Origin of the sequence: Abiotrophia sp. HMSC24B09 (assembly GCF_001815865.1) — a bacterium.
In the GTDB taxonomy this organism is placed as follows: domain Bacteria; phylum Bacillota; class Bacilli; order Lactobacillales; family Aerococcaceae; genus Abiotrophia.
In genome coordinates this window covers 34,365-57,728 of sequence record NZ_KV822201.1, presented here as the reverse complement: position 1 = coordinate 57,728, position 23,364 = coordinate 34,365, and the positions used below count along the sequence as shown (strand labels likewise).

18 protein-coding genes and 2 tRNA genes are annotated in these 23,364 nt (G+C 47.7%); 17 read left to right on the top strand and 3 right to left on the bottom strand.

Going from position 1 to position 23,364, the window contains the following annotated elements; translation table 11 throughout:
* The 11 genes from HMPREF3093_RS04265 to HMPREF3093_RS04210 all read left to right on the top strand — a co-directional run bounded on the left by HMPREF3093_RS04265 (window position 1) and on the right by HMPREF3093_RS04210 (window position 11,044).
* A tRNA-Asp gene (locus HMPREF3093_RS04265) sits at window positions 1–76 on the top strand.
* Window position 77: 1 nt separating this feature from the next.
* Window positions 78–148: transfer RNA gene (locus HMPREF3093_RS04260), tRNA-Gly, on the top strand.
* A gap of 180 nt (window positions 149–328) precedes the next feature.
* Entirely contained in the window at window positions 329–2,077 is a 1,749-nt protein-coding gene (locus HMPREF3093_RS04255; protein ID WP_070755760.1) for an ABC transporter ATP-binding protein, read from the top strand.
* Window positions 2,067–3,938: an ABC transporter ATP-binding protein gene (locus HMPREF3093_RS04250; protein WP_070755759.1), complete on the top strand. Its 1,872-nt coding sequence runs from the start codon at window positions 2,067–2,069 to the stop codon at window positions 3,936–3,938. The genes HMPREF3093_RS04255 and HMPREF3093_RS04250 overlap by 11 nt, the downstream gene beginning before the upstream one ends.
* A 601-nt stretch (window positions 3,939–4,539) precedes the next feature.
* A complete protein-coding gene (locus HMPREF3093_RS04240) occupies window positions 4,540–5,181 on the top strand; it encodes a GTP pyrophosphokinase (RefSeq protein ID WP_070755757.1) in 642 nt (213 codons plus the stop codon).
* Window positions 5,162–5,875, top strand: a complete 714-nt coding sequence (locus HMPREF3093_RS04235; protein ID WP_070755756.1) for a response regulator transcription factor — start codon at window positions 5,162–5,164, stop codon at window positions 5,873–5,875. Before HMPREF3093_RS04240 ends, HMPREF3093_RS04235 begins: the two co-directional genes overlap by 20 nt.
* Before the next feature lie 2 nt (window positions 5,876–5,877).
* Window positions 5,878–7,176 carry a sensor histidine kinase gene (locus HMPREF3093_RS04230; RefSeq protein WP_070755755.1) on the top strand — a complete coding sequence of 433 codons (1,299 nt, stop codon included), beginning with the start codon at window positions 5,878–5,880 and terminating at the stop codon, window positions 7,174–7,176.
* Window positions 7,177–7,255: 79 nt separating this feature from the next.
* Window positions 7,256–7,870 (top strand): SAP domain-containing protein, encoded by a 615-nt coding sequence (locus HMPREF3093_RS04225; protein ID WP_070755754.1) that lies wholly within the window; start codon window positions 7,256–7,258, stop codon window positions 7,868–7,870.
* A 342-nt stretch (window positions 7,871–8,212) separates the two neighbouring features.
* Window positions 8,213–9,133 (top strand): FAD:protein FMN transferase, encoded by a 921-nt coding sequence (locus tag HMPREF3093_RS04220; protein ID WP_180363265.1) that lies wholly within the window; start codon window positions 8,213–8,215, stop codon window positions 9,131–9,133.
* A 27-nt stretch (window positions 9,134–9,160) separates the two neighbouring features.
* Window positions 9,161–9,769 carry an NADPH-dependent FMN reductase gene (locus HMPREF3093_RS04215; protein ID WP_070755753.1) on the top strand — a complete coding sequence of 203 codons (609 nt, stop codon included), beginning with the start codon at window positions 9,161–9,163 and terminating at the stop codon, window positions 9,767–9,769.
* Between the two features lie 27 nt (window positions 9,770–9,796).
* On the top strand, window positions 9,797–11,044 hold the full coding sequence (locus tag HMPREF3093_RS04210; protein WP_070755752.1) for an NAD(P)H-dependent oxidoreductase: 1,248 nt from the start codon (window positions 9,797–9,799) through the stop codon (window positions 11,042–11,044).
* A gap of 101 nt (window positions 11,045–11,145) precedes the next feature.
* Here HMPREF3093_RS04210 and HMPREF3093_RS04205 read toward each other — a convergent pair whose 3' ends face one another.
* Window positions 11,146–11,961 carry a helix-turn-helix domain-containing protein gene (locus HMPREF3093_RS04205; protein ID WP_023392450.1) on the bottom strand — a complete coding sequence of 272 codons (816 nt, stop codon included), beginning with the start codon at window positions 11,959–11,961 and terminating at the stop codon, window positions 11,146–11,148.
* Between the two features lie 227 nt (window positions 11,962–12,188).
* On the opposite strand from HMPREF3093_RS04205, the gene HMPREF3093_RS04200 reads away from it, so the two are divergent.
* Together HMPREF3093_RS04200 and HMPREF3093_RS04195 are read left to right on the top strand one after the other, a co-directional pair.
* Window positions 12,189–13,280, top strand: coding sequence for an aldose epimerase family protein (locus HMPREF3093_RS04200; RefSeq protein ID WP_070755751.1), 1,092 nt, complete (start codon window positions 12,189–12,191; stop codon window positions 13,278–13,280).
* Between the two features lie 70 nt (window positions 13,281–13,350).
* Window positions 13,351–14,529 carry an iron-containing alcohol dehydrogenase gene (locus tag HMPREF3093_RS04195; protein ID WP_070755750.1) on the top strand — a complete coding sequence of 393 codons (1,179 nt, stop codon included), beginning with the start codon at window positions 13,351–13,353 and terminating at the stop codon, window positions 14,527–14,529.
* Between the two features lie 283 nt (window positions 14,530–14,812).
* Here the strand turns inward: HMPREF3093_RS04195 and HMPREF3093_RS04190 are convergent, their stop codons facing one another.
* Window positions 14,813–15,100, bottom strand: a complete 288-nt coding sequence (locus HMPREF3093_RS04190; protein WP_373880576.1) for a nucleotide pyrophosphohydrolase — start codon at window positions 15,098–15,100, stop codon at window positions 14,813–14,815.
* A 14-nt stretch (window positions 15,101–15,114) separates the two neighbouring features.
* Complete coding sequence (locus tag HMPREF3093_RS04185; RefSeq protein ID WP_070755748.1) at window positions 15,115–16,761, bottom strand: DUF2075 domain-containing protein; 1,647 nt, start codon at window positions 16,759–16,761, stop codon at window positions 15,115–15,117.
* A 121-nt stretch (window positions 16,762–16,882) separates the two neighbouring features.
* On the opposite strand from HMPREF3093_RS04185, the gene HMPREF3093_RS04180 reads away from it, so the two are divergent.
* From HMPREF3093_RS04180 to HMPREF3093_RS09550, 4 genes are all read left to right on the top strand, one after another.
* Window positions 16,883–17,485: a recombinase family protein gene (locus HMPREF3093_RS04180; RefSeq protein ID WP_070755747.1), complete on the top strand. Its 603-nt coding sequence runs from the start codon at window positions 16,883–16,885 to the stop codon at window positions 17,483–17,485.
* A 127-nt stretch (window positions 17,486–17,612) separates the two neighbouring features.
* Window positions 17,613–18,299, top strand: a complete 687-nt coding sequence (locus HMPREF3093_RS04175; protein ID WP_070755746.1) for a DNA methyltransferase family protein — start codon at window positions 17,613–17,615, stop codon at window positions 18,297–18,299.
* A gap of 8 nt (window positions 18,300–18,307) precedes the next feature.
* A complete protein-coding gene (locus HMPREF3093_RS04170; protein ID WP_070755763.1) occupies window positions 18,308–22,672 on the top strand; it encodes an Eco57I restriction-modification methylase domain-containing protein in 4,365 nt (1,454 codons plus the stop codon).
* Window positions 22,673–22,880: 208 nt separating this feature from the next.
* Window positions 22,881–22,985 (top strand): putative holin-like toxin, encoded by a 105-nt coding sequence (locus tag HMPREF3093_RS09550; RefSeq protein ID WP_246269769.1) that lies wholly within the window; start codon window positions 22,881–22,883, stop codon window positions 22,983–22,985.
* Window positions 22,986–23,364: the final 379 nt, after the last annotated feature.

Genomic DNA, 23,364 nt, shown 5'->3' with positions numbered 1-23,364 from the left:
GGTTCCGTGGTGTAGGGGTTAACATGCCTGCCTGTCACGCAGGAGATCGCGGGTTCAAATCCCGTCGGGACCGCCATGCGGGTGTAGTTTAGTGGTAAAACTACAGCTTCCCATGCTGTCGTCGCGAGTTCGATTCTCGTCACCCGCTTGCATACTAGAGCAGCTTGAGCTGCTCTTTTTTTATGGTCTTGCCTCCATTCTTGCACATGAATGGAAGATTCTATATAATAAGTATGCACAATAGTTTGTGATCTCCCTACAGCTAGGCTGTCAGGGGCTTTTCTATTTTAATGACCGGATACCCTGTATCCGATACTAGGAGGTAGTTATGTTTCAGTCATTGCTTGCTGAGATTAAGGAGTATAAGAAACCCTCATTCTTAGCATCCTTTTTTATGTTTCTGGAAGTCGTCTTTGAGATTTCCATTCCTTTTGTCATGGCCCTGCTCTTAGACAAGGGCGTGCAGATGGGGGATATGCAGCAGGTGGCCCTTTATGGTGGCCTCATGTTGGTATGTGCCTTTTTATCCCTATTCTGTGGTATGCAGTCTGCTCGCTATGGGGCTTTTGCTTCGGCTGGCTTTGCCAAGAACTTGCGTAAGGCCCTCTTCACCAAGGTTCAGTCCTTCTCCTTCGAGAATATTGACCGTTTCTCTTCTGGTGGGCTGGTTACCCGTATGATGACCGACGTGACCAACGTTCAGAACTCCTACCAAATGATTATCCGGGTCGGCGTGCGGGCGCCGCTCAACTTGATTTTTGCCATCTGGGCGACCTTCCTCATTAACGGCCAGATGGCCATGATTTTTGTCTGGGTAGCCCTATTCTTAGGGAGTGTACTAGCCCTCATTCTTAAGATTGTCTATCCACTCTTTACCGAGGTCTTCAAGGCTTACGACAACCTCAACAGCAGTATTCAAGAAAATATCACCAATATGCGGGTGGTGAAGTCCTATGTTAAGGAAGCCCAGGAGACTACTAAGTTTCAAACTGCTTCTGGCAGAATTTACCGCATGTTCATGAAGGCTATTAATGTCAGCGTCTTAAGCACGCCAGCTATGATGCTGTCTATGTATGCTTCCTTCCTTATGATTTCTTGGATGGGGGCCCATCTCATTGTGGTCGGCAACATGACGACCGGGGAGCTCACTTCGATGTTCTCCTACACTATGACCATTCTCATGTCCCTCATGATGCTCATGATGATTTTCGTCATGCTAGTCCTATCCATCGCCTCAGTTGAACGGATTAATGAAGTCCTCAAGACCCAGTCTACCATTGTCTCGCCTGAAAATGGCTTGACTCAAGTGGCTGATGGCAGTATTGAATTCCAAGAGGTCAGCTTTGCCTATACGGATGAAAATGGTGATAAGGCCCATGTCCTAGAAGGCATCAACCTCAGCATTCAGTCTGGTGAGGTTATCGGGATTTTAGGCGGGACCGGGTCTGGTAAATCCAGTCTGGTTCAACTCATTCCGCGTCTCTATGATGTCGAAGCCGGTACTGTCAAGGTTGGTGGGCAGGATGTTCGCGACTACAATCTAGACAGCCTGCGCCGCCAAGTGGCCATGGTCCTGCAGACCAATGTGCTCTTTTCCGGGACTATTAAGGAAAATATGCGCTGGGGTAAGAAGGATGCCACTGACGCCGAAATCGAAGCAGCCTGCAAGCTGGCTCAGGCCCATGAATTTATCTCCGAGTTCAAGGATGGCTATGACACCATGATTGAACGGGGTGGGGCTAACGTGTCCGGCGGTCAGCGCCAACGGCTCTGTATTGCCCGCGCCCTGCTCATGAATCCTAAGATTCTGATTCTGGACGACTCCACCTCGGCCGTGGATACCAAGACCGACAGTCTGATTCGTCAGGGCTTGGCTTCTAGTCTTAAGGAGACCACCAAGCTCATTATCGGCCAGCGGATTTCCTCTATTCAAGAGGCCGACCGCATTGTGGTCTTGAACGACGGCAAAATCGATGCCATTGGCAATCATGAGCAGCTGCTAGCAAGCAACGCTATCTATCAAGAAGTCTATCAAATGCAAACCCAAGGAAAGGAGGCGGCCTCAGATGGAGAATAAGAAAAGACGTGGCGATTGGACTTCCATTGTCCGACTCCTCAAATTCATGTGGCAGGACTACAAGTGGGTCCTCCTAGTCTCCGCTGTCCTGATTGTTATATCAGCCCTAGTGACCGTTAACTTGACCAGTTCTATCCGCTCCTTGGTTGACAATTTCGTCCAGCCTATGTTGCAGACGGGCTCTAGTGACTTCGGGCCTCTGCGTGACTTCTTGTTGGGCTTAGCCCTCTTCTGTTTAGTTGGGGTCATGGCCAACTACGGCTTCTCCATTATGATGGCTACCATCTCTCAGGATGCCTTGCGTTCCCTACGTAATCAACTCTTTGAGCGCATGCAGAAGCTGCCAGTTAAGTATTTTGACACCCATCCTCATGGGGACATTATGTCCATCTACACCAACGATATCGACGCGCTGCGTCAGGCTATCGAGCAGTCTATTCCCCAGCTCTTCTCGTCTGCTATCACCATGATTGGGGTCACGATCTCCATGTTGGTAGTCAGTCCCTTGCTCTTCTTAGTGGTGGCGGTCATGTTGGCCATTATGGTCTGGGTCATCAAGACAGTTTCCAGCAAGTCTGGTCGCTACTTTGGCGAGCAACAGAAGAATTTAGGGATTGAGAATGGCTTTATTGAAGAAATGATGTCTGGGCAGAAGGTCATCAAGGCCTTTGTCCATGAAGCAGCCAGCATTGAAGCCTTCGACCAAATTAACGAGCAACTTTTCCAATCTTCCTACCTGGCCAACCGCTTCTCTAACGTCCTCATGCCAATCCTAGGGAACTTGGGTAACGTCTCCTTCGTCTTGACTTCCATTGCCGGGGGCTTTATGGCCCTGAATGGCGTAGGCGGCCTGACCATTGGGGGACTTATGTCCTTCCTGCAACTCAACCGTTCCTTTATCGGGCCGATTTCCCAGGTCTCCCAACAGCTTAACTTTGTCCTCATGGCATCGGCTGGGGCAGACCGCATCTTCAATTTGCTAGATGAGGAGCCTGAAGTCAACCAAGGGAAGGTAAGCCTGGTTAATGTAGAAGAAGTCGACGGTAAGCTAGTTGTCACTGATCAGAAGACTAACCGCTGGGCTTGGAAACATCCGCGTCCACAAGGCCAATACGAGTTGGCGCCTTTGGTAGGGAATGTGGTCTTCAACAATGTAGACTTCTCCTATGATGGCAAGAAGCAGATCCTGCATGACATCCAGCTCTACGCTGATAAGGGTCAGAAGGTAGCCTTCGTCGGGGCAACCGGGGCTGGCAAGACCACCATTACTAACTTGATCAATCGCTTTTACGATATCCAGTCAGGTTCTATTACCTATGACGGCATCGACGTCAAGCTGATTGACAAGGACTCCCTGCGCAAGTCTCTGGGCATCGTCTTGCAGGATACCCACCTCTTTACCGGGACCATTGCGGAAAATATCGCCTACGGTCGAGAAGACGCCAGTCGCGAGGAGATTCTGGAGGCGGCTCGCATCGCCAACGTCGATTCCTTCGTCAAGCACCTGGATCAGGGCTATGACACCCTGCTGACGGACGACGGGGCCGGCCTCTCCAACGGCCAACGCCAGCTGATTGCCATTGCCCGTGCGGCCTTGGCTGACGCGCCCGTCCTCATTCTGGACGAGGCTACCTCATCCATCGACTCGCGGACCGAAAAAATGGTTCAAGAAGGCCTGGACCGCCTTATGACCGGCCGCACCGTCTTCGTAATCGCCCACCGTCTGTCCACCATCGTCAACTCTGACGTCATCATGGTCATGGACCACGGTCGCATTATCGAACGCGGCAACCACGCCTCCCTCATGGCCGAGCGAGGCACCTACTACCGCCTCTACACCGGCGGCCTAGAAATCGACTAAAGACAGCAAGTAAGCAGGGAAGCAGCTTCCCTGCTTTTTTGTGTGGAAATGGGTTGGGGAACTTAGAAATAGAGCCAAACCGAGGAGAAGGCTGTGAGCTAGTGGTCCACTTTGTCGAGTAGACCACTAGCTGGGTCGGAAACCCAGGAAAAGGGCTCAAAACGGGGAGAAAGCCGCGAGCCAGTGGCCCACTTTGTCGAGTGGACCACTAGCTGGGGCGGAAAGCAAGGAACAGGCGCCAAGCCGGCTCGCAAGTTAGGTGTCTGTGTGCCAGTCCATGGATTGGTGGAACAATGGACTGGCAGGGCAGGCTTTCAGGGAAAGAGGGGTAAAGGGGTGATTTTCCTGCGTGCTAGTCCATGGATAGGCAGAAAGATGGACTGGCTGGGATCAGCTAGGAGTCAAAATCAGGCAAGCTCGTCGGCTAATCTAGCCCAAGCTCATTAGCAGAAAATTGCTAGCTACTAGCAAGTTCCTCCGGCCACCCCTCAGCAATATTTATCATAAGATGTAAATTTCTTAGAAGAAAATGTGTTGTAAACCACAAAAGGCGGGTGAGATGTTATAATAGGGGCAAGAAGCTTTGCGAGGAGGTGACGGCATGTCACATGAGGAAATATACGGCGAATACGGGGCCTACCTAGCGCCTATTATGCAAGACTTGATTAGAAAACTGGAAGACTATAATAAGGAGAACAAGGCCGCCACGGGCTTCAAGCTCTATGAGCATCTGATATACCGGGTCAAGGCCGAGGACTCGATGCGAGACAAGTGCCGGCGCAAAGGCCTGGAGCAGACGCCGCAGTCAGCCCTTAAGGTCATTCGCGATGCCATTGGAGTCCGAATTGTCACGGGCTTTGTCGAAGATATTTATAACCTAGTCGACCGCCTGCGTCAGGAAGCCGGCTATGAGGTAGTGGAGGAGAAGGACTACATCAGTCAAGTTAAGCCCAATGGCTACCGCTCCTACCATGTCATTTTAGAGGTAGAGACCGACTATCCGGACTGTCAGGGGCAGACGCCGGGGCGTTATTATATCGAGGTTCAGCTCAGAACCATCGCCATGGATTCCTGGGCTAGCCTGGAGCATCAGATGAAGTACAAGCATGACATTGCCAATCCGGAACGCATCAGTCGCGAGCTCAAACGCTGCGCCGACGAGCTGGCCTCCTGTGATTTGACCATGCAGACCATTCGACACTTAATCCAAGGGGGTGAGGTCCATGCGGATCCTGCTAGCTGAAGATGAACAACAATTGGCTCGGGTCGTGATGACGGCCTTAGCCCATGAAGGTTATCAGGTGGACTGGGCAAAGGACGGCCAGCAAGCGGTCCAACTAGCCCAGCAGACGGTCTATGACCTCATGATTCTGGACATTATGATGCCGGTTATGAACGGCATCGAGGCTCTCAAGGAAATTCGAGCCAGTGGACACACCAATCACGTCATCATGCTGACGGCCATGGCCGAAGTCGACGACCGGGTGACTGGCCTAGATGCTGGAGCAGACGACTACCTAACCAAGCCCTTTTCACTCAAAGAACTCCTGGCCCGCCTGCGGTCTATGTCCCGCCGGGTGGATCACTATGAGGCGCCGCAACTGGCCCTAGGCAACACCCAACTCAAGCTAGAAGAAATGGAAGTGTCGGCCAACAATGCCATTCGCCTGGCCGGCAAGGAAGCCAAACTCCTGGCCCTACTCATGAAGAACCCAGGCAAGGCTCTGTCTCAAACCTATATCTATGACCGTGTCTGGGCCGATGAAGCAGGCCCGGCCGACTATGAACTAGTCAATGTCTACTTAGCCTACTTGGTCCAAAAGCTACTCAGCATCCGCTCCAATCTCCAGATTGTGGGCCAGCCAAGCGGACCCTACCAGTTGCTAGTGGAAGCCGCGCCAACCGAGCCTAGCCAGAGCCTGGAAGGGGGCGACTAGCCATGTTCCGAAAGCTGCGTTTCCAATTTATCGCTATTACGACTCTGGCTATTACCCTCATCCTCATGACCCTAGTCGGCGTCATCAACACGGTCCGCTACCTGCAGACCGAGCACGATATTCAGGCCGTGCTAGACTTGTTGACGGAAAATAACGGGACCATCCCCGACACCAATGAGAACCGCCAGACCTTTGACCGCCAGTTTGTCAGCCAGGGGACCCTCTATAACTTTAACTACTTTAGCGCCCGCATCAAGGCCAACGAGGCCATCATCAACCCGGGCACGGCCAACCACCTGACCTCGGAACAAATTCAAGGCTTTGTGGATCAGTCGGGCCTACAATCCTTCCGTGATCGGGGTTACCTGGAAGAAGATGGGCGCTACTTCTCCTATCGCATTAGTCCCGTCTCCGAGACGGAACGCCTAGTCGTCTTCTTCGAGACCACCCAGGCCTTCCGCGACCGTTGGGCCCTCTTGGTCCTCTCTATCCAAATCGCAGCCATCAGCTGGCTGGCCTTTGTGGTGGTGGTGACCATCTTCTCTGGCCTGGCCATCCGGCCCTTTGTCCGCAATTACGACAAGCAACGTTCCTTCATTACCAATGCGGGGCATGAGCTCAAGACGCCGCTAGCGGTCATTGCAGCCAATAATGAGCTGCAGGAGCTCTTAACCGGCGAGACGGAGTGGACCCAGAGCACCAAGGATCAGGTCGACCGCTTGGATCATTTGATTGCTAAATTAATCCGCCTGGCTCGGCTAGAAGAACGCAAGGACCAGGCGCCTGTTACGGTTGACTTTAGCCAACTGGTCCAGCGGGTCTCCCAAAACATGTCGGCCCTCTGGGAGCAAGAAGGCCTGCATTACGAGGCCGACATTCAAGAAGGCATCAGCCTGCAAGGGGTGCCTGACGACCTCTATGAGTTGGTCAGCATCCTCCTGGATAATGCCCGCAAGTACTGCGACCCTCAGGGCACTGTGCGACTGCAGTTGGCCAACTACAAGCCTTGGCTGAGAAAGGGGCGGGCCGTCTTGACCGTCTCCAACGATTATGCAGCCGGCCAGGGTCAGGACTACCGCCTCTTCTTCGACCGCTTCTATCGGTCCGACCAGTCCCGCACCCGCCAAGTGGCGAGCCCAGAGGGGGCAGACTCAGACTCGGCGCCAGCAGGTGGGGGCACCAGTCCCGCCCAAGGCTACGGCATCGGCCTGTCCATGGCCCAAAACATTGTCAGCCTGCACCGGGGCAAGATCAGCGTCCACTACAAGGATGGGGTCATCCGCTTTGTGGTCAGCCTCTAAAGCGCCTATTGAGTAAGTATGCCTAAGGACATGATCCAGAGATGACAAAGTAAATAAGTGTTGAGGAGCTAACAAATTGATGGGAACTAGACCTGACTTTGATAAAATTACATCTTTTGACCAGTTTAATAAATACTATTGGTATCGTGAGGAAATTTCACAGATATGCAAGTCTTTAGGATTAGAATATAGAGGAACCAAACAAGAACTCAATCACATTATTGAAGAATACTTCAAAGGCAATTTAATTAAGAAGTCGCCAAGAAAAAAGGTCAAGAAGCAAGTTGATACGATTACCTTAGATAGCCCCTTACTTGAATGTGGTTTTTCCTTTAATGCCAAATTCAGAGAATATTTCGCTGCTGTAACGGGAATCTCGCCCTTTAAATTTACTGCTGATATGGCGACTGCCTGGCGGAAAGTAAAAAGCGAAAAGGATAGCAAGTTTACAATTCGAGACTTGCTGAAAGTCTATTACGGCCAATCAGATTATGCCAAGTATGATCATGCTGTTTGTCAATGGAATCAATTCTTAAAGGATTTCTGTGCCGATGAAAATAGTGGCCACTACTCAAATAAGTTAAAAGTAGCGGCCATTCTCTGGAAAGAAGTCAGAGATTCAGACAAGGAAAAAATCTATTCAGACAATCTCTTAAGGGACTATGAAGATGAGATAAAAGACTATCGCCAGTAGGCAAGGCCCAACTTATTAAATCTAAGATAGAACAGTAAAGCGAAAATCAACTACACTCCATAAGTTGGACAATAAAAAATCCAACTTATGGGGTGCAGTTCAAAAGCTTTACTGTTTTTTCTTTGCCTAAAAGACCTAAGGAAGAAGCCCCATAAATTTTGCCCGAAGGCTTCTTGACAAGCAGGCACCCGCCCAAACTAGTCAATAGTCTGACTGTCTGCTCTTTCTTCATCTTAGTCCCATGCCTGGCCCTCAGGATTGGTTCTAGAATAACTTGTGAAAACGCTATAGAGGTGTTATAATAGGAGTGGATGTTTGTATAACACGGAGGGGAGTGGTGAATTGCCTTATATCAAACGTATCATTCATTTGATGGGTGCGACAATCGCCATTTCACTGGCAGACTCGGAAGATCCGAGCCTCCTCGATGCGGTGGAAGAACGTCTAAATACCTATAATATGCGCTTTAGTGCCAATGATGCGCGCTCGGAGCTTATGCAGGTCAATCTGCAAGCAGGCTTGGCCCCAGTGACCGTCCACCCCGAGCTCTTCGAGCTCATTCAACTGGGACGGACCCACAGCCTAGCCCCTGGTAGCCATCTCAATATCGCCATAGGGCCCTTGGTCCAAACCTGGCGGATTGGCTTTAAAGATGCCCGCGTCCCAAGACCACAGGAAATTCAAGCGGCCTTGGCCCTCACGGATCCAGCCAATATCCTCATGGATGAGGATAAATTGGCAGTCCAGCTGGCCTTGCCCGGCATGAAGCTAGACCTTGGCGCCCTAGCCAAAGGTTATATTGCGGACCGTCTTAAGGATTTCTTGTTAGCGCAGGGAGTCCAATCAGCTTTAATTGACTTAGGCGGTAATATTCTGACCATTGGCCAGAATCAAGACCGGCAGCAAGCTTGGCAGATTGGTATTCAGAATCCCTTGGCGGCACGTGGCCAACACCTTATGGTTCTGCCTATTGTGGACCAATCGGTGGTGACCTCAGGCATCTATGAGCGGACCCTATCGCGCGGAGGCCAGACCTACCACCACATACTGGATCGCCAGACGGGTTATCCTATGACTAGCCCCATTGCCAGCCTGACCATTATTGCCCAGCATTCCGTCGATTGCGAAATCTGGACAACCCGCCTCTTCGGCGACATGCCAGCGGATATCCTGGCCCAGGTCGAGGCTCAAACCGGTCTAGAGGCTGTCTTAGTCACCCAAGACCAACACATCTACCATACTTCCGGTCTCAAGCGAGACTGAACATTCTAAGTATAGAGAGGAACACTTATGACAAAATTTATTGCACTTGTTGGGACTAACTTCCAACGTTCCACTAACCGTCGCTTGCTTCAATACATGCAGAAGCATTTTGCTGATAAGGCAGAAATCGAACTCGTTGAGATTCAAGATATCCCACTCTTCAACAAACCAGCTGACAAGCAAGTTCCAGAAATCGTTAAGGAAATTGCTGCTAAAATTGACGCAGCTGATGGGGTCATCATCGGGACGCCTGAATACGACCACGCCATTCCAGCGGTCTTAATGAGCGCCTTGGCTTGGCTGTCTTATGGGATTTACCCACTCTTGAATAAGCCAGTTATGATTACTGGGGCTTCTTACGGGACTTTAGGTTCTTCACGGGCTCAATTACAATTACGCCAAATCCTGGACTCCCCAGAATTGAAGGCTAACGTCATGCCTGGTTCAGAATTCCTCTTGTCACACTCCTTACAGGCCTTTGACAAGAAGGGCAACCTAATTGACCTAGACACCATTAAGAAATTAGACGCCATCTTCGATGATTTCCGTTTATTCGTGAAGATTACGCAAAAGCTGAAAAGCGCGCAAGATCTGCTCCACAAAGAAGCGGAAAACTTTGACTGGGAAAACCTATAACATACGTGACGAGAAGGGAAGAAAACTATGAAATTTGTCGGACTTGTTGGTTCAAACGCTGAACAATCCTATAACCGTAAATTATTAGAGTTTATCCGCCGGGAATTCAAACTCAAATTCGAATTAGAAGTGTTGGAAATTGATGAAGTACCTCTCTTCAATCAAGAAAGCAAATGGGACGATAGCTTCCAACTTCGCTTGCTTTACAACAAAATCACACGTGCGGATGGGGTCATTATCGCAACTCCAGAACACAACCACACCATTACCGCAGCCTTGAAGAATGTCTTGGAATGGTTGTCTTATGAAGTACACCCATTTGAAAGCAAACCTGTTATGATCGTAGGGGCTTCCTACCATGATCAAGGGACTTCACGTGCCCAAGTTCACCTCCGCAAGATCTTAGACGCACCAGGGGTTAACGCCTATACCTTACCAGGGAATGAATTCCTATTAGGTAAAGCCAAAGAAGCCTTCGACTTGAACGGTAACATCACCAACGAAGGCACTGTTAAGTTCTTAGGCTCCTGCTTGGATAACTTCGTTAAGTATGTGGAGGTTGTTTCTAAATTGAAGAAACCAAAACCAATCGAACCTGAAGACTTAGATGTAACCAACCCAATCGCGACTACCATCCAAGGGGTGGATCCAGATGATCCAGAATGGGTAGAAAAAGCAGCTGAGCTTGTAGGGGCTGTCTCTGGCGATACTTACGTTAAGTTAGACCACGGGATTCTGACCGTTAACCAAATCGACATGTTCCTTAAGGCCATGCCTTTCGAGTTGACTTATGCCGATGATAACAACCAATTCCTCTACTATAACAACGCTCACCAAGATCCTAACACCATGTTCGCTAAACGCGTGCCATCTCAATCAGGTAGCCGCTTATCAACCGTTCACAACTCCTTGCCTGCTGCGCGGATGAAGAACGTTGAGTGGGTAGTTGGGGTTCTCCGTAACGGCGATCAAGAATACGTACGGACTATCGTACCGGGTTCACCTGAAGGGGTGATTAACACTCACAACTACCAAGCCATGTACTACCCAGATGGGTCTTACGCTGGGATCAACGAGATTGTCTTCAACTTCCAACCATGGTTAGACTGGTACTTACAATCTACTGGTCAACGCCTCGTTGGCGGTAACGGCAGTGTGGCCCCTGGCCCACACGGTGGCGGCCATGCCGATGCAACTTCTGGTGCTTCTGATGCGCCAGACAGCCACGGCGGTGGTGGCGCACAAGCTGACGCTACTTCTGGCGCCAGCAACTAATTAAGCCTAGGCAAAGAGCGCCCGACTTAGTCGGGCGCTCTTTTTCTATTTGTGGCATAAAAAAATCCCTGCCGCAGCAGGGATAAAAGTCAAATTTAGCCTTATAATGGCACCGTGTTAGCTGAGTAGCGTTTGCGGTATTGGGAAGGCGTACAGTGGTTGTTCTCCTTGAAGGTCTTGGAGAAGTGAGAAGGTGAGTGGAAGCCAACCCGGTCTGAGATATCAGAGACGGTAATGTTAGACTTAGCCAATAGCTTCTCTGCTTCTTCTAAGCGAACGTGAATGAGGTAGTCAATTGGTGACAAGCCAGTTTGTTGCTTGAAGAGACGGATCAGGTAGTATTTATTGATATCCACCAAGTCAGACAACTCTTCCAAGGTAATCTTCTTAGAGTAGTTCTTGCGGATATAATTTTGGAGCACGTCAATCTCATTATGCTTAGCTTGGAGGCTGGCGTCCTTGATTGATAATTCGTTGTGACGTAAGAGATGAATCATCACACACTCAATCAACTTTTTCATGATGAGGTCGGAACCGCGGAAACGGTTGGACTCTTCAATCAGAGCCAAGTCCAAGTAGTACTTGAGAGTTGGGTTAGGATGGGATGCCACAAATAATTGTGAGCTAGAGTTGGCTTCCTGTGAGGAAGTGAAGACAACACCGGATAGGGCAATGCAGATCCAGTCAATCTTCCGAATTGGATCAAGGGTAATGGTGGTGCCTGGGTTCAGGATAATGACATCACGCTTCTTAATCTCGTGTTGTTCATATTCTGAGTGACAAATACCCGCGCCTTTGTTAACATAGAAAATTAATAAATCTTCTGATGCTATTTTGTGATGCTCGTTGGCAGGTAATTGCTGAGTTGTAATCGAAGTTAGCTTGACTGATGCAGAATTTACATTCGAAATATACATAAAAAGCAATCTCCTTTCTGTTTTTGAGCGAACGTGCAATGTTCTACTATAATAATACACCATTTAAATTAAAATTGGAACCCGTACCATTGAGTTTCCCATTAAATTTTAATTAAACTTCTCCAAAATATTGGTTAGCAGGCCAAGTTCCATGATTTTTGCTGTTGTCTCATGGTGCTAAAAAGTGGTATAGTTATATTGTAAACGGTTTAACGGAGGAATTCAAGATGTATGTAAAGGAAATATCAAAAAATTTTACAGATAAAAAAGTCACGGAAATTCTGGTAGAAAATAAGCAGGGCTTACGTGCAAGCTTCTGCACCCTGGGTGCCCGAATTAGTGACCTGTCAATTCCTAGCAAAAATGGTCGGGAATCCTTGATTCTCAATCTGACCAATTTAGAGGACGAAGCCACTTACCATACCTATTATGGGGCCACAGTGGGACGGGTAGCCGGCCGCATTGGACCTGAGCCTTTGAGCCTAGGCCAGGAGCCCCTGAACCTGACGCCTAACGAAGGATCCACCCATTTGCATGGGGGACCAGATGGCCTAGACCTAGCGAACTGGGACTATGAAATTGAAGAGGGACAGGACCAAGTCTCCGTCATCTTCAGCCTAGTGGACCCAGCCGGCCACAATGGCTATCCAGGTAACTTGTCAGCCCGGGTCATCCATAGCCTGGACCAGGACAATTGCTGGACCGTCCGCTATGAGGCTAGCAGTGATGCGCCTAGCTACTGGAACCCGACCAACCATGTTTACTTCAACCTCAACGGCAATGCCCAAGTGCCCATCACTAACCATATCTTACAAGTTGAGGCCAGCCACATGATTCCGCTGACCCCAGCCGGCCTGCCCCTAGGGGGGACTTGGGCCTTAGATCAGCATCCAGGCTTGGACTTGCGTTTAGCGGACCAGACCCTAGGTCAGGTCATTGACCGCCACCCTCATGAAGAGCAGTTGGCCATCCGGGGCAAGGGGCTAGACCATGCCTATGTCTTAGATGCCCCGGTGCCAGTCGGCCAGGCCCACGCCTTGGGCCATGGCCAGGAAGTCGCCCCTCAGGGCACTTTAATCGAATCGGCTAGCGGTCGCCAGGTCAAGGTTTGGACCGACCGGCCATGCGCGGTCATCTATACCCATAACCACCAAGTTCCAGGCCTTATCCTAGGTGGCAAGGAGCAGGTGCCTTATATCGGTGTCAGCTTCGAAACCCAGGTGGCGCCTGACGCCCCTCACCATCCCGATATGGGCTCTATTGTCCTGACACCAGACCAGCCCGCCCTGAGCGAGACTTGTTTCAAATTGTCTTGGTAGGCTAACTGAGCTTGCCAGCCTAGCTTCCTCATTTCCCTTCCCCAGCTTTACCCTAGAAAGGAAGAAATTTATGGATAACTTTATTTACGACATTCCGACCAAGCTCTACTTCGGCCGGGGCCAAATCTCCCATCTGCCGGAACTGGTCAAGGCCAAGGGCCGGCGCGTCCTACTGGTCTACGGCGGTGGCTCTATTAAGAAGATAGGCCTCTATGATACCATTTTGGAGCTCTTGTCCGACTGCCAAATCGTGGAACTGCCAGGCGTGGAACCTAATCCCCGCATTGAGTCGGTCCGCCAGGGGGCAGCCCTCTGTAAGGAGCACGACATTGACGTCATCCTGGCCGTAGGGGGTGGCTCTACCATTGACTGCTCCAAGGTCATTGCGGCGGCCGCTTGTTATGAGGGGGATGCCTGGGACCTGGTTCTAGACCCAAGCAAGATCAGCCAAGCCCTGCCGCTCATTGATGTCTTGACCCTGTCAGCGACCGGGACCGAGATGAATACGGGGGCCGTTATTACTAATTTCGAGACAGATGATAAGAAGGGGACCGGCGCCTATGTCCTCTATCCTTACGCTTCGATCTGCGACCCAACCTACACCTTCACGGTCTCAGCCTACCAGACGGCTGCCGGGACTGCTGATATCATGTCCCATACCTTCGAGAATTATTTCCAACATCAAGAAGCCTTCATCCAAGAACGCCTAGCCGAGGCCATCCTGTCGTGCTGCATCCGTTACCTGCCAGTGGCCTTGGCTAACCCTGATGACTACGAGGCCCGGGCCAACCTTATGTGGGCTTCAACCATGGCCCTCAACGGCCTGACTTCCAAAGGCCGGGCCGGTGCCTGGACCTGTCATGCGATTGAGCATTTACTGTCAGCCTACTATGATATTACCCACGCAGTCGGCCTGGCTATCTTGACTCCGCGTTGGATGGCCTATGTTTTAAATGATCAGACCGTCGACCGCTTCGCCCACTATGCCCGTACCGTCTGGCTAGTACCCGAGCAGGCCGATAAATACCAAATGGCCAAGGCCGGCATCGAAGCTACTTACCAATTCTTCGAAGACCTGGCCCACCTGCCTATGACCCTGCCAGAAGTCGGCATCGATGACGCCAAATTCGATGTGATTGCCGAGCGCGTGGCTCCTCGCCTGACGGCTAGCTATGTGCCGCTCGCAGCGAAAGATGTGCGCGCCATTCTAGAAGACTGCCTGACACCTGGCGTGACCTATCGGAGTTAGGAGAGTGTGTGACTCGTTTGGCGCGCCAGTGGTCCACTCGGCCGAGTGGACCACTGGCTAGGCCAAGAAGCGCTCAAAAGCTACTAAAGAGGTAGAAAAGCAAGGAGCCAGTGGTCCACTCCGTCGAGTGGACCACTGGCTAGGCCGGGAAGCGCCAAAAAGCTACTAAAAAGGCAGAAAAGTAAGGCGCTAGTGGTCCACTTTGTTGAGTGGACCACTGGCTCCTTTGCGAGTCTTATAAGCAAAGTAATAAGCAGCTAGCCTTGACAGCTAGCTGCTTCTTTTATTCTTTCAGTGCCGGATACTTAACAGCGTTCTTAACTAACTTTTCCCGGATAATCTGATTAATATCGAGGCCTAGGTTATCGGCTAGCATATAGGTGTAAATGAGGACGTCCGCTAACTCCTCTTTGATATGTTCCAACTCAGGGCTGTTGACGTCCTCGGGTGACCGCCACTGATAAATTTCCATAAGCTCCGCTGCTTCAATAGCAACCGATATGGCTAGGTCTTTTTCATTATGAAAGGGACGCCAGTTGCGTGCATCGCGGAAGGCATTGATTTCGTCCATAATGGTCATTGATATCACTCCTCTGTGGATTTTGCTGCGGCTTGTAGAGCCAGTAATTTGTCTCGTAGGCGTGGATTAACGGCATAAAGGTAGAGACCTTTGACACCGCGCTTGAGTAGGACATTCAAGGAATTGAGAATCATCTGCTCCAAGGCTTGGGCATAGGTGTTATCATCCATATCAGCCCGCCGGACCTTGGCGCCACGGTCCATGTAACGGTTAGGGTCCACCACAATCCGATTCGTCTCAGGATCATAGTCGACTGAAGGACCAATCACCACGCCCGCATAGTTGAGGTCGAAGCCTTGGATGGTATAGATGGAGCCTACTTCATGGATGGTCTCAGGTCGCTCGGCCCAAGTCTGGTTATCTACAGTTGAGTTCCAAGGGAGGTTAATCCCACCAGGGTCAACCAGATAAGTATTGCCATCCTTCTTATGCTCATAGTCGAAGGTTCCAATGATGCGGGACAGGCCTAGAATCCGATCTTTCTCCCAAATCATATCCTTGAAGCGACTTGGATCTGCTACTACTTGGAAGTCAAAACCATCCGTTTCAGGCCAAGGCGAGAGCAGTCGCTGCTCCACTAAGTCATCAATCCAATCAATGACAGCACCAGCCCCCTGCATACGGAATTGGTCGGTCAGATGGAAGTGATGAAGCTTGAGCTCGCTCCCTATAACGGCAGAGAGGCGTTCTTTGTCCCAGTGGCTTTTCACCTTGAGAACTTGCTTAGAGTCAAAGATACAGACCACTATTTTGGCTAACTTGAGAATCACGCTTAGGTGGTTGTCCTGCCTGAAATTATTGTAGGCATCAGACTGAGACAAGAGCAAATGAGCCTCATCAATCAGGACAATATCGACTTCCTGACCCTTGTTAATGAAGGGGGTGGGCTTGTCGAAGGAATTCTTCTTGAGATTGGGCAAGCCGGCAGCGATGGCCTTATAGGTCTTCAGCATCTCGCTATGGTTGACTAGAAGACGGCTCTTAACCCCATGGAAAGGAGAGCCCTTATCCGCAGCCAAATCTGCCAGCCGATGCATAATAGCCGAGAGGACAACGCTCTTGCCGGTGCCAGCCTCGCCTTCGATTAGGAAGAGATGGTGTTGGTTGTCAGAGAGTGCTTGTTGGCAGAAGTTGAGCACTTCATCTTTAATGGCTTGTTGGGCAGTAGACAGTGTTTTGAATGGCGACAGCTTAAAGATGTCCTTATTTTCTATTTCATCTATGGTGTGGTTGACAAGGTTCTTGGCTCGTAAAGTTTCCCATAGTCGGGGAAATAGCTCTTGCTGGAAGTAAGTCTTGTTAGCATAATTGGCCGTTTTCTTCTGCTTAGTCTGGCTCCGGTTCTGCAGCTTATATTTCTCATCCGCTAGGAAATAGTTAATAAGTTTGGTTTCGAAGTCATAGGTAGCGGACTTATGGAAGTCCTGGTTACCAATTAGAAGTGTCTGGGTCATTTTGCAGCGACGCAGATCTTTTAGGTGTGCTTTCATGCGCTTGGGCATTTGGTCTGTTTCACCAATATAGGCATCAGGTCGGCGTTTGTCCGTATTATGCAGAATGTAGATAATGGGATAGTTTGTAAGTAACTCTTCTGTAATTTGTCCAATCGAGTCCTTGTCAAATCGTACTTCTTCAAGTATAAAATCCGCCATTAGGCCACCGCCTTGTCTAAGCTAGGGGTCCGAGAAACCGAGGTTTTTCGGACTAGAGGTGACCTATGCTATGGTGAACCCAGCACTACTAACTAGATGAGTGCAAAAAGGAGTATGAAAAATGACAAAGAAATATGGCTATGTACGGGTATCGACTGCTCAGCAGAAGACGGATATTCAATATGAAGAACTGCGTCACTACGGCGTCTGCCAAATATTCGTCGACAAGACAAGTGGCACTACAACTGAGAATCGGGAAGCTTTGCAGAATCTTTTGGAGATAGCGCAGCGCGGAGATGAGGTGGTGGTTACCAAAATTGACCGACTAGCACGTAGCATTATTGACCTTAATCAAATTGTGACTACCCTCAACAGTAAAGGGGTTCAAGTGAGGTTTTTACAAGACAATTTGATCTTCGAAGCTCACGAAAAGCCAAGTCCCTTAAGCTTGCTGATGTTCAACATATTAGGGGCATTTGCTCAGTTCGAACGTGACTTGATTATCGAACGAACAGGGGCAGGAATTGAGAAAGCAAGACTGAATGGTATTAAGTTAGGCCGACCACGAGAACACTATGACCGAATTGAAAGGGCACTAGAGCTGTATCTAAATCGGCTGCAAAATCAATTGTCAATCCAAGAAATTCTTCAACTGACCCAGGTTAAAAAATCCAAGTTTTACTACTACCTAAAGCAACTAAAAAAAGGCAATCTTAACCTCTAGCAGAAAGTCCAAAAAATGGTATAATAAGTCTTGTGAGAAGGCGCCTAAAACCGCCTTCATTAAATGATAAAAAAAGAGTCCGAAAAACCTCGGGTTTGTGGACTGGGAATGGGAGCTGGGTGAGTGCATGTCAGAGGGATTAATAAAAAGTAAGAAACGCGTCCAGCAGCATGGGGAAGTCTTTACTCCTGCTTGGATGGTGAAGAAGATGCTAGATACTCCAGGCATAAAAGAAGCCTGTGAAAATATTTATGCTACTTTTCTAGAGCCGGCAGCAGGAGATGGCAACTTTCTCTTAGCGATTCTGGAACGGAAGCTAAAGGCTGTAACAGAACAGTATGATAAACGCAATTGGAAGACCAAGGCGTTAGTAGCTATAGCCTCAATTTATGGCATCGAGTATCTTGCAGACAATCTTGATGTAGCACGCTCGAGGATGTTTAATTACTATCTCGATTGGTATGAAGAGGCTTTTGGTGAGCGACTCAATAGTCAGACCAACATCTACAAATCGGCAAATTATATCATCCACAAGAATATTGTAAGAGGGAATACCTTAACCAAACGTCACCCCATAACTGAAGAGCCAATTCGAATGATTGAATGGCAGAAAGTGCCGGGATATCCGAGCAAAGTTCGAGCTATTCCATTTGCCTTTGCGGAATTATTCGGTGAAGAAGTGGAAGAGGAGAAAAAACTTGTAATGGAACAACTTAGCCTCTTTGAATGGGAGGATGAGGCTTCTAGAGAGCCTGAAGTTGAAAGAGTCATAACAGAAATTGAAATACAAAAAGTATACTTATTGGGGGATTAAGGATGAGTGTGGTTTCAAATTTTGATTTTCTAAGTGTCGATTTAGATACAGCAGAATTGTATGCGACTATTAATATGGCGGAAGAGAACTACGCTCAGAAAGACTATGAAGGGACCTTGACCAAAGTCCGTAAAGTCGCGGAAAATACAGCCAAGTTATTTGCTGATCGTGCCTATATTGAATTGGGTGAGCGGGATAATTTCAATGAGATTCTTCGGAAAATTAAGTACTCGATTAATGATAAACATGTTGTGGATTATTTATACGAGATTAAAGGGAAAGGCAATAATTCTGCCCACGTTCTGAACCCCTCTGACGCAACGCAAGAGAATGCGCTTAGAGCCTTAGAGCATATGTTCTATATCTTAGTCTGGTTTGTTATTAACTATATCGACGATGAAATTCAAGCTAACTTATTCGATGAATTTTTAGAACCTAAAGCTCAAGCCCTCTACAAAACGGCTGAGCGGAAATTTATCTATGTTCAGACTGTTGATAATGCAAGCGGCCAATTCCCTGCTTTTGACGGGACTTACAAAGTTGGCGAAGGAACCGTTCCAGAAGATGAAATCGAGGGAGACTGGAGTCCAAATAGCAGTTTCTTACGGAAGTTAGCCCCTAGACGTATCAAACAATACATGAAGACCTCAGGTCTGCCTTTTATGTTGGGATGGGTTGAACTAGCCTATCGCAAATCAGACAAGACCTGGTTTCATGATTATGATGTCCATAATGTATTGAGACGTTCTGGAATTAAGCATGCGGAATTGCTAGAAGGCAATGAGTGGTTTGATACGGATTTGGAGACAGCTAAATCAGCTATTCAAGCTGTAAAAGATGGTCGTGAATATATCAATGAGTCGGTAGAAGAGAAGACGGCTGTTGTTTTACGTCCAGAACAAGAAGAAGCAGTAGCGAAGACGCGTCAGGCCTTCAAGACTAAGAATACAATGCTCTGGAATGCTAAAATGCGCTTTGGCAAGACGTTAACGGCTCTTCAGTTGGTCAAAGAAGAGGGCTTCCAAAAAGTACTGATTATGACGCATCGTCCCGTTGTATCAGATTCTTGGTTCGAGGACTTTAAGAAAATGATGATGAACCAAGAAGGTTATGAATATGGTTCAGTGACCCAAGGCGCCTCGCTTGAATCACTCAAAAAGGGAAACAAGCCTTTTGTTTATTTTGCTTCCATTCAACTCTTACGTCATAATAATGCGCAAACGAACTTGAGCCAGTTTGCTGAGGTAGACTGGGATCTCATTCTGATTGATGAAGCCCATGAAGGTACTCAGACTCAGCTAAGTGAGCTTGTAATGGAACAGCTAGTCAAAGATAAAACCAAAGTTCTAGAGCTATCTGGTACCCCCTTTAACCTCTTGGATAAATTTGAAGAAGATCAAGTTTATACCTGGGACTATACCATGGAACAGACGGCTAAGCTTAAGTGGGCGCTCGAGAAACCAAATGAACCAAACCCCTATGAGAAGTTGCCGAAGGTATCTATGTATACCTTCGAGATGAAGAACAAGAAATTTTTAGACGAACGGAAATCTTTTAATTTCAGAGAGTTCTTCCGTACAGATGATTCAGGTTGTCTAGTGCATAAGCAAGAGGTTCGAGCCTTTCTTGATAATATTACCAATCCTGATAGTCGAACGAACTATCCTTTCTCAACTAAGGCCTACCGAGAGGAGTTACGGCACACACTCTGGTTATTGCCAGGTGTTAAGGAGGCCAATGCCTTAGAAAATTTGCTGAAGGAGCATCCAATTTTTGGTAAGGAGTACCAAATTGTTAATGTAGTTCGTGGAAGCGAGCGGGATAGTGACGATGGCGTTGCCAATGAGGCGGACCTGGAAAAAGTGCGTAAGGCGATAACAGACGACCCTTCGCAGACAAAAACCATTACCCTAACGGTTCGTAAGTTAACGACTGGCGTCAATATTCCCGAATGGACAGCCGTTATATTTTTATCCAATACTAACTCAGCAATGAATTATTTACAGGCTGCTTTTCGTGCTCAGACGCCATTTGCTCATGAAAAATTAGGGATGAAGAAGCATTGTTATATCTTTGATTTTGCGCCAGATCGAGCGCTGACTGTGATGGCTGAGAGTGCGCAGATTAATTCTGGTGTGGGTAAGAAAAATACTCATCAGCAGAAGAAAGCCATGTCTCACCTTTTGAACTTCTTGCCAATTCTTGGTCAAGCAGACAATGGCATGAAGACTTATGATGTCGATCGTATGTTAACTCAATTGAAGAAGGTATATGCGGAAAAAGCTGTACGATCTGGATTTGAAGACGACAGTCTCTATAATGATAAGCTTCTAACCTTAACAGAGGGCGATGCTAAGTTGTTCCAAGACTTGAACGCGATTGTCGGTAAAACGAGCAAACAGAAAACACCTAAAACGATTACGGTGAATGACAATGGTTTGACCGATGAAGAATACGAGAAGGGTGAGAAGGGCAAGAAAAAGAAAAAACGAGACCGCACCCCAGAAGAGCAAGAAGCAATTGAGAAAATTAAGAAGGCTAAGCAACAGCGCAAGACCATGATTTCAATCCTGCGAGGGGTATCAACTAAGATCCCTCTCATGATCTATGGGATGGATGTCGATATTCAAGAGGATATCTCGATTGAGGAATTCGTCAAGCAGGTGGATGATAAGTCTTGGAAGGAGTTTATGCCTAAGGGCTTTACTAAGGAGCTGTTCCATGACATCGCACAATTCTATGATGCGGAAGTTTTCGTGGAAGCAGGCCGAATTATTCGACACCGCGCCAAAGAGCTAGACGAGCTGGACTTTATTGAGCGTGCAGAGCGGATTGCTGAATTATTTGGTAGTTTCAAGAACCCTGACAAGGAAACAGTCCTCACCCCATGGCGTGTTGTCAACATGCAAATTGCCAAGGGAATAGGTGGCTTGAACTTCTACGATGATGATTTCCATGCGATGACGGATGGCGGAAGACCTAACCTACATTGGGTAGAGCGTGAAGTGACTAAGGAAATCTATCACCCAGAAACTAAGATTATTGATATTAACTCCAAGACGGGCCTATATCCTTTGCATGCTGCGATGAGCTTATACTATCAGGCCATGTTAGCGAATGAAGACAAGCGATTTATTGATAGACAAGTCTATCAGTCGATTCTAATGAAAAATATCTATGTCATTGCTCAAACTCCAATGGCCAAAACCATTACGGAGCGGACCCTAGCAGGATACAGAGCTTATAAGACGAATGTGGTTTATATTCCGGGGCTAACGGACGCCCTAAAGCAGGATATAGACAAGGGTAAAGAAAAAGTAGAGGAGGCGTTTGGTCACGTGAAATTTGATGTTGTGGTGGGGAATCCGCCGTATCAGGATTCAACACTTGGTGATAATACTACTTTTGCACCACCTATTTATCATCTTTTTATGGAACTTTCATACGCGGTCGCTGATAAGGTTGCCTTAATTACCCCAGGAAGATTTTTATTTAATGCAGGTGGCACGCCAAAAAATTGGAATAGAAAAATGCTAGATGATAAGCATCTAAGCGTATTGCATTTTGAGATCGATAGCTCAAAAGTATTCTCTAATACAGATATTAAAGGCGGAGTAGTTGTAACTTACAGAGATTTAACACGCTGCTTTGATCCGATAGATACTTTTACAACTTTTGAGGAATTAAATAGCATTCTACATAAAGTTATAGCGCGAAGAGAACCCACACTAGACACTATAATTAGCGGTCGGGGTGTATATAAGCTATCTCAAAAGGCTCTAGATGATTATCCTAGCATTGAGCAAATTCAATCAAAAGGACATAAGTTCGATATAGGTTCAAGTGCTTTTAAAATTTTGAAAGATATTGTGTTTTTTGAAGAGAAACCGAACGATGGAAGAGACTATGTAGAGTTTCTTGGTTTACTGAATCTTAAGAGGGTCTATTTCTGGATTGATAAGAGGTATATCAATCCTCCGCGGAGCTTCTATAAGTATAAAGTAATTATCCCTCAAGCGAATGGAAGTGGGGCGCTGGGAGAAGTCATATCTACTCCTCTAATAGGAAAACCGCTCCTTGGAGCAACAGAGACCTTCTTATCCATAGGATCTTTTGATACCTATTTAGAGGCAGAAGCGGCATTAAAGTATGTTAAAACGAAATTTTCAAGGGCGCTATTAGGTATTCTTAAAATCACTCAAGCAAATACCCGAGAAAAATGGATGAAGGTACCGCTTCAAGATTTTACAACTAATTCTGATATCGATTGGTCACAACCTATTGATGATATTGATCAACAACTCTATAAAAAGTATGGGTTGAGTGAGTCAGAGATTGCTTTCATTGAAGAAAAAGTCCAAGCGATGGATTGAACTTTATATACACTCAGAGAGCCCGCCAATTGGTGGGCTCTCTTCATGACAAAATGCGAACTTCAGTTCGCTTTTGTTCTTCCATATTCCCTCCAATAGGCGTATAATAGAGATTGTAGAGAAGTGAAGACGGTGGTGACTCCCACTCAGGAGGAGGTGGTGCCCTATGTGCATCCATCAAAATCTAGAGGGAAGGAGGACACTGAATTTGTCAGCTGAAGCTGTGGTAAGGCTTATCTTGGAATTTGGCACTTTTGTCATTGCCTTGATTGGGCTCTGCCACAAACTCTTCAATAAACACGACAAAAAATAGCCGTCCCCACTTTGACACGCGGGACGGCTATTTTTTGTCATCTTCGCATCACCGTCTTATACGGCTCTACATAGGAGTCGAGGCCTAACTCGACTCCTTCTATGTTTATTATACTGTACATGTTTAGGTGAAGTCAAATCTCTTTCTCGGGGAAAAAGAGAGCCTTCTTGCTTTCTTCAAAGGTGATTTTCTCTTACTACTTAGAAATTCCCCCTGTTAATTCTCCCAGATTTAGGTTAAAATTATAGTAAGTCATGGTAATCTCCTCTTTCAATGTTTTCGGACAACTACATTGTACCAGAGATTACCTGGCTTTTTTTGCGCATTTTTAAGGGGACGGTATTGTCTGAGCTAGTGGTCCACTCTTTAAAGTGGACCA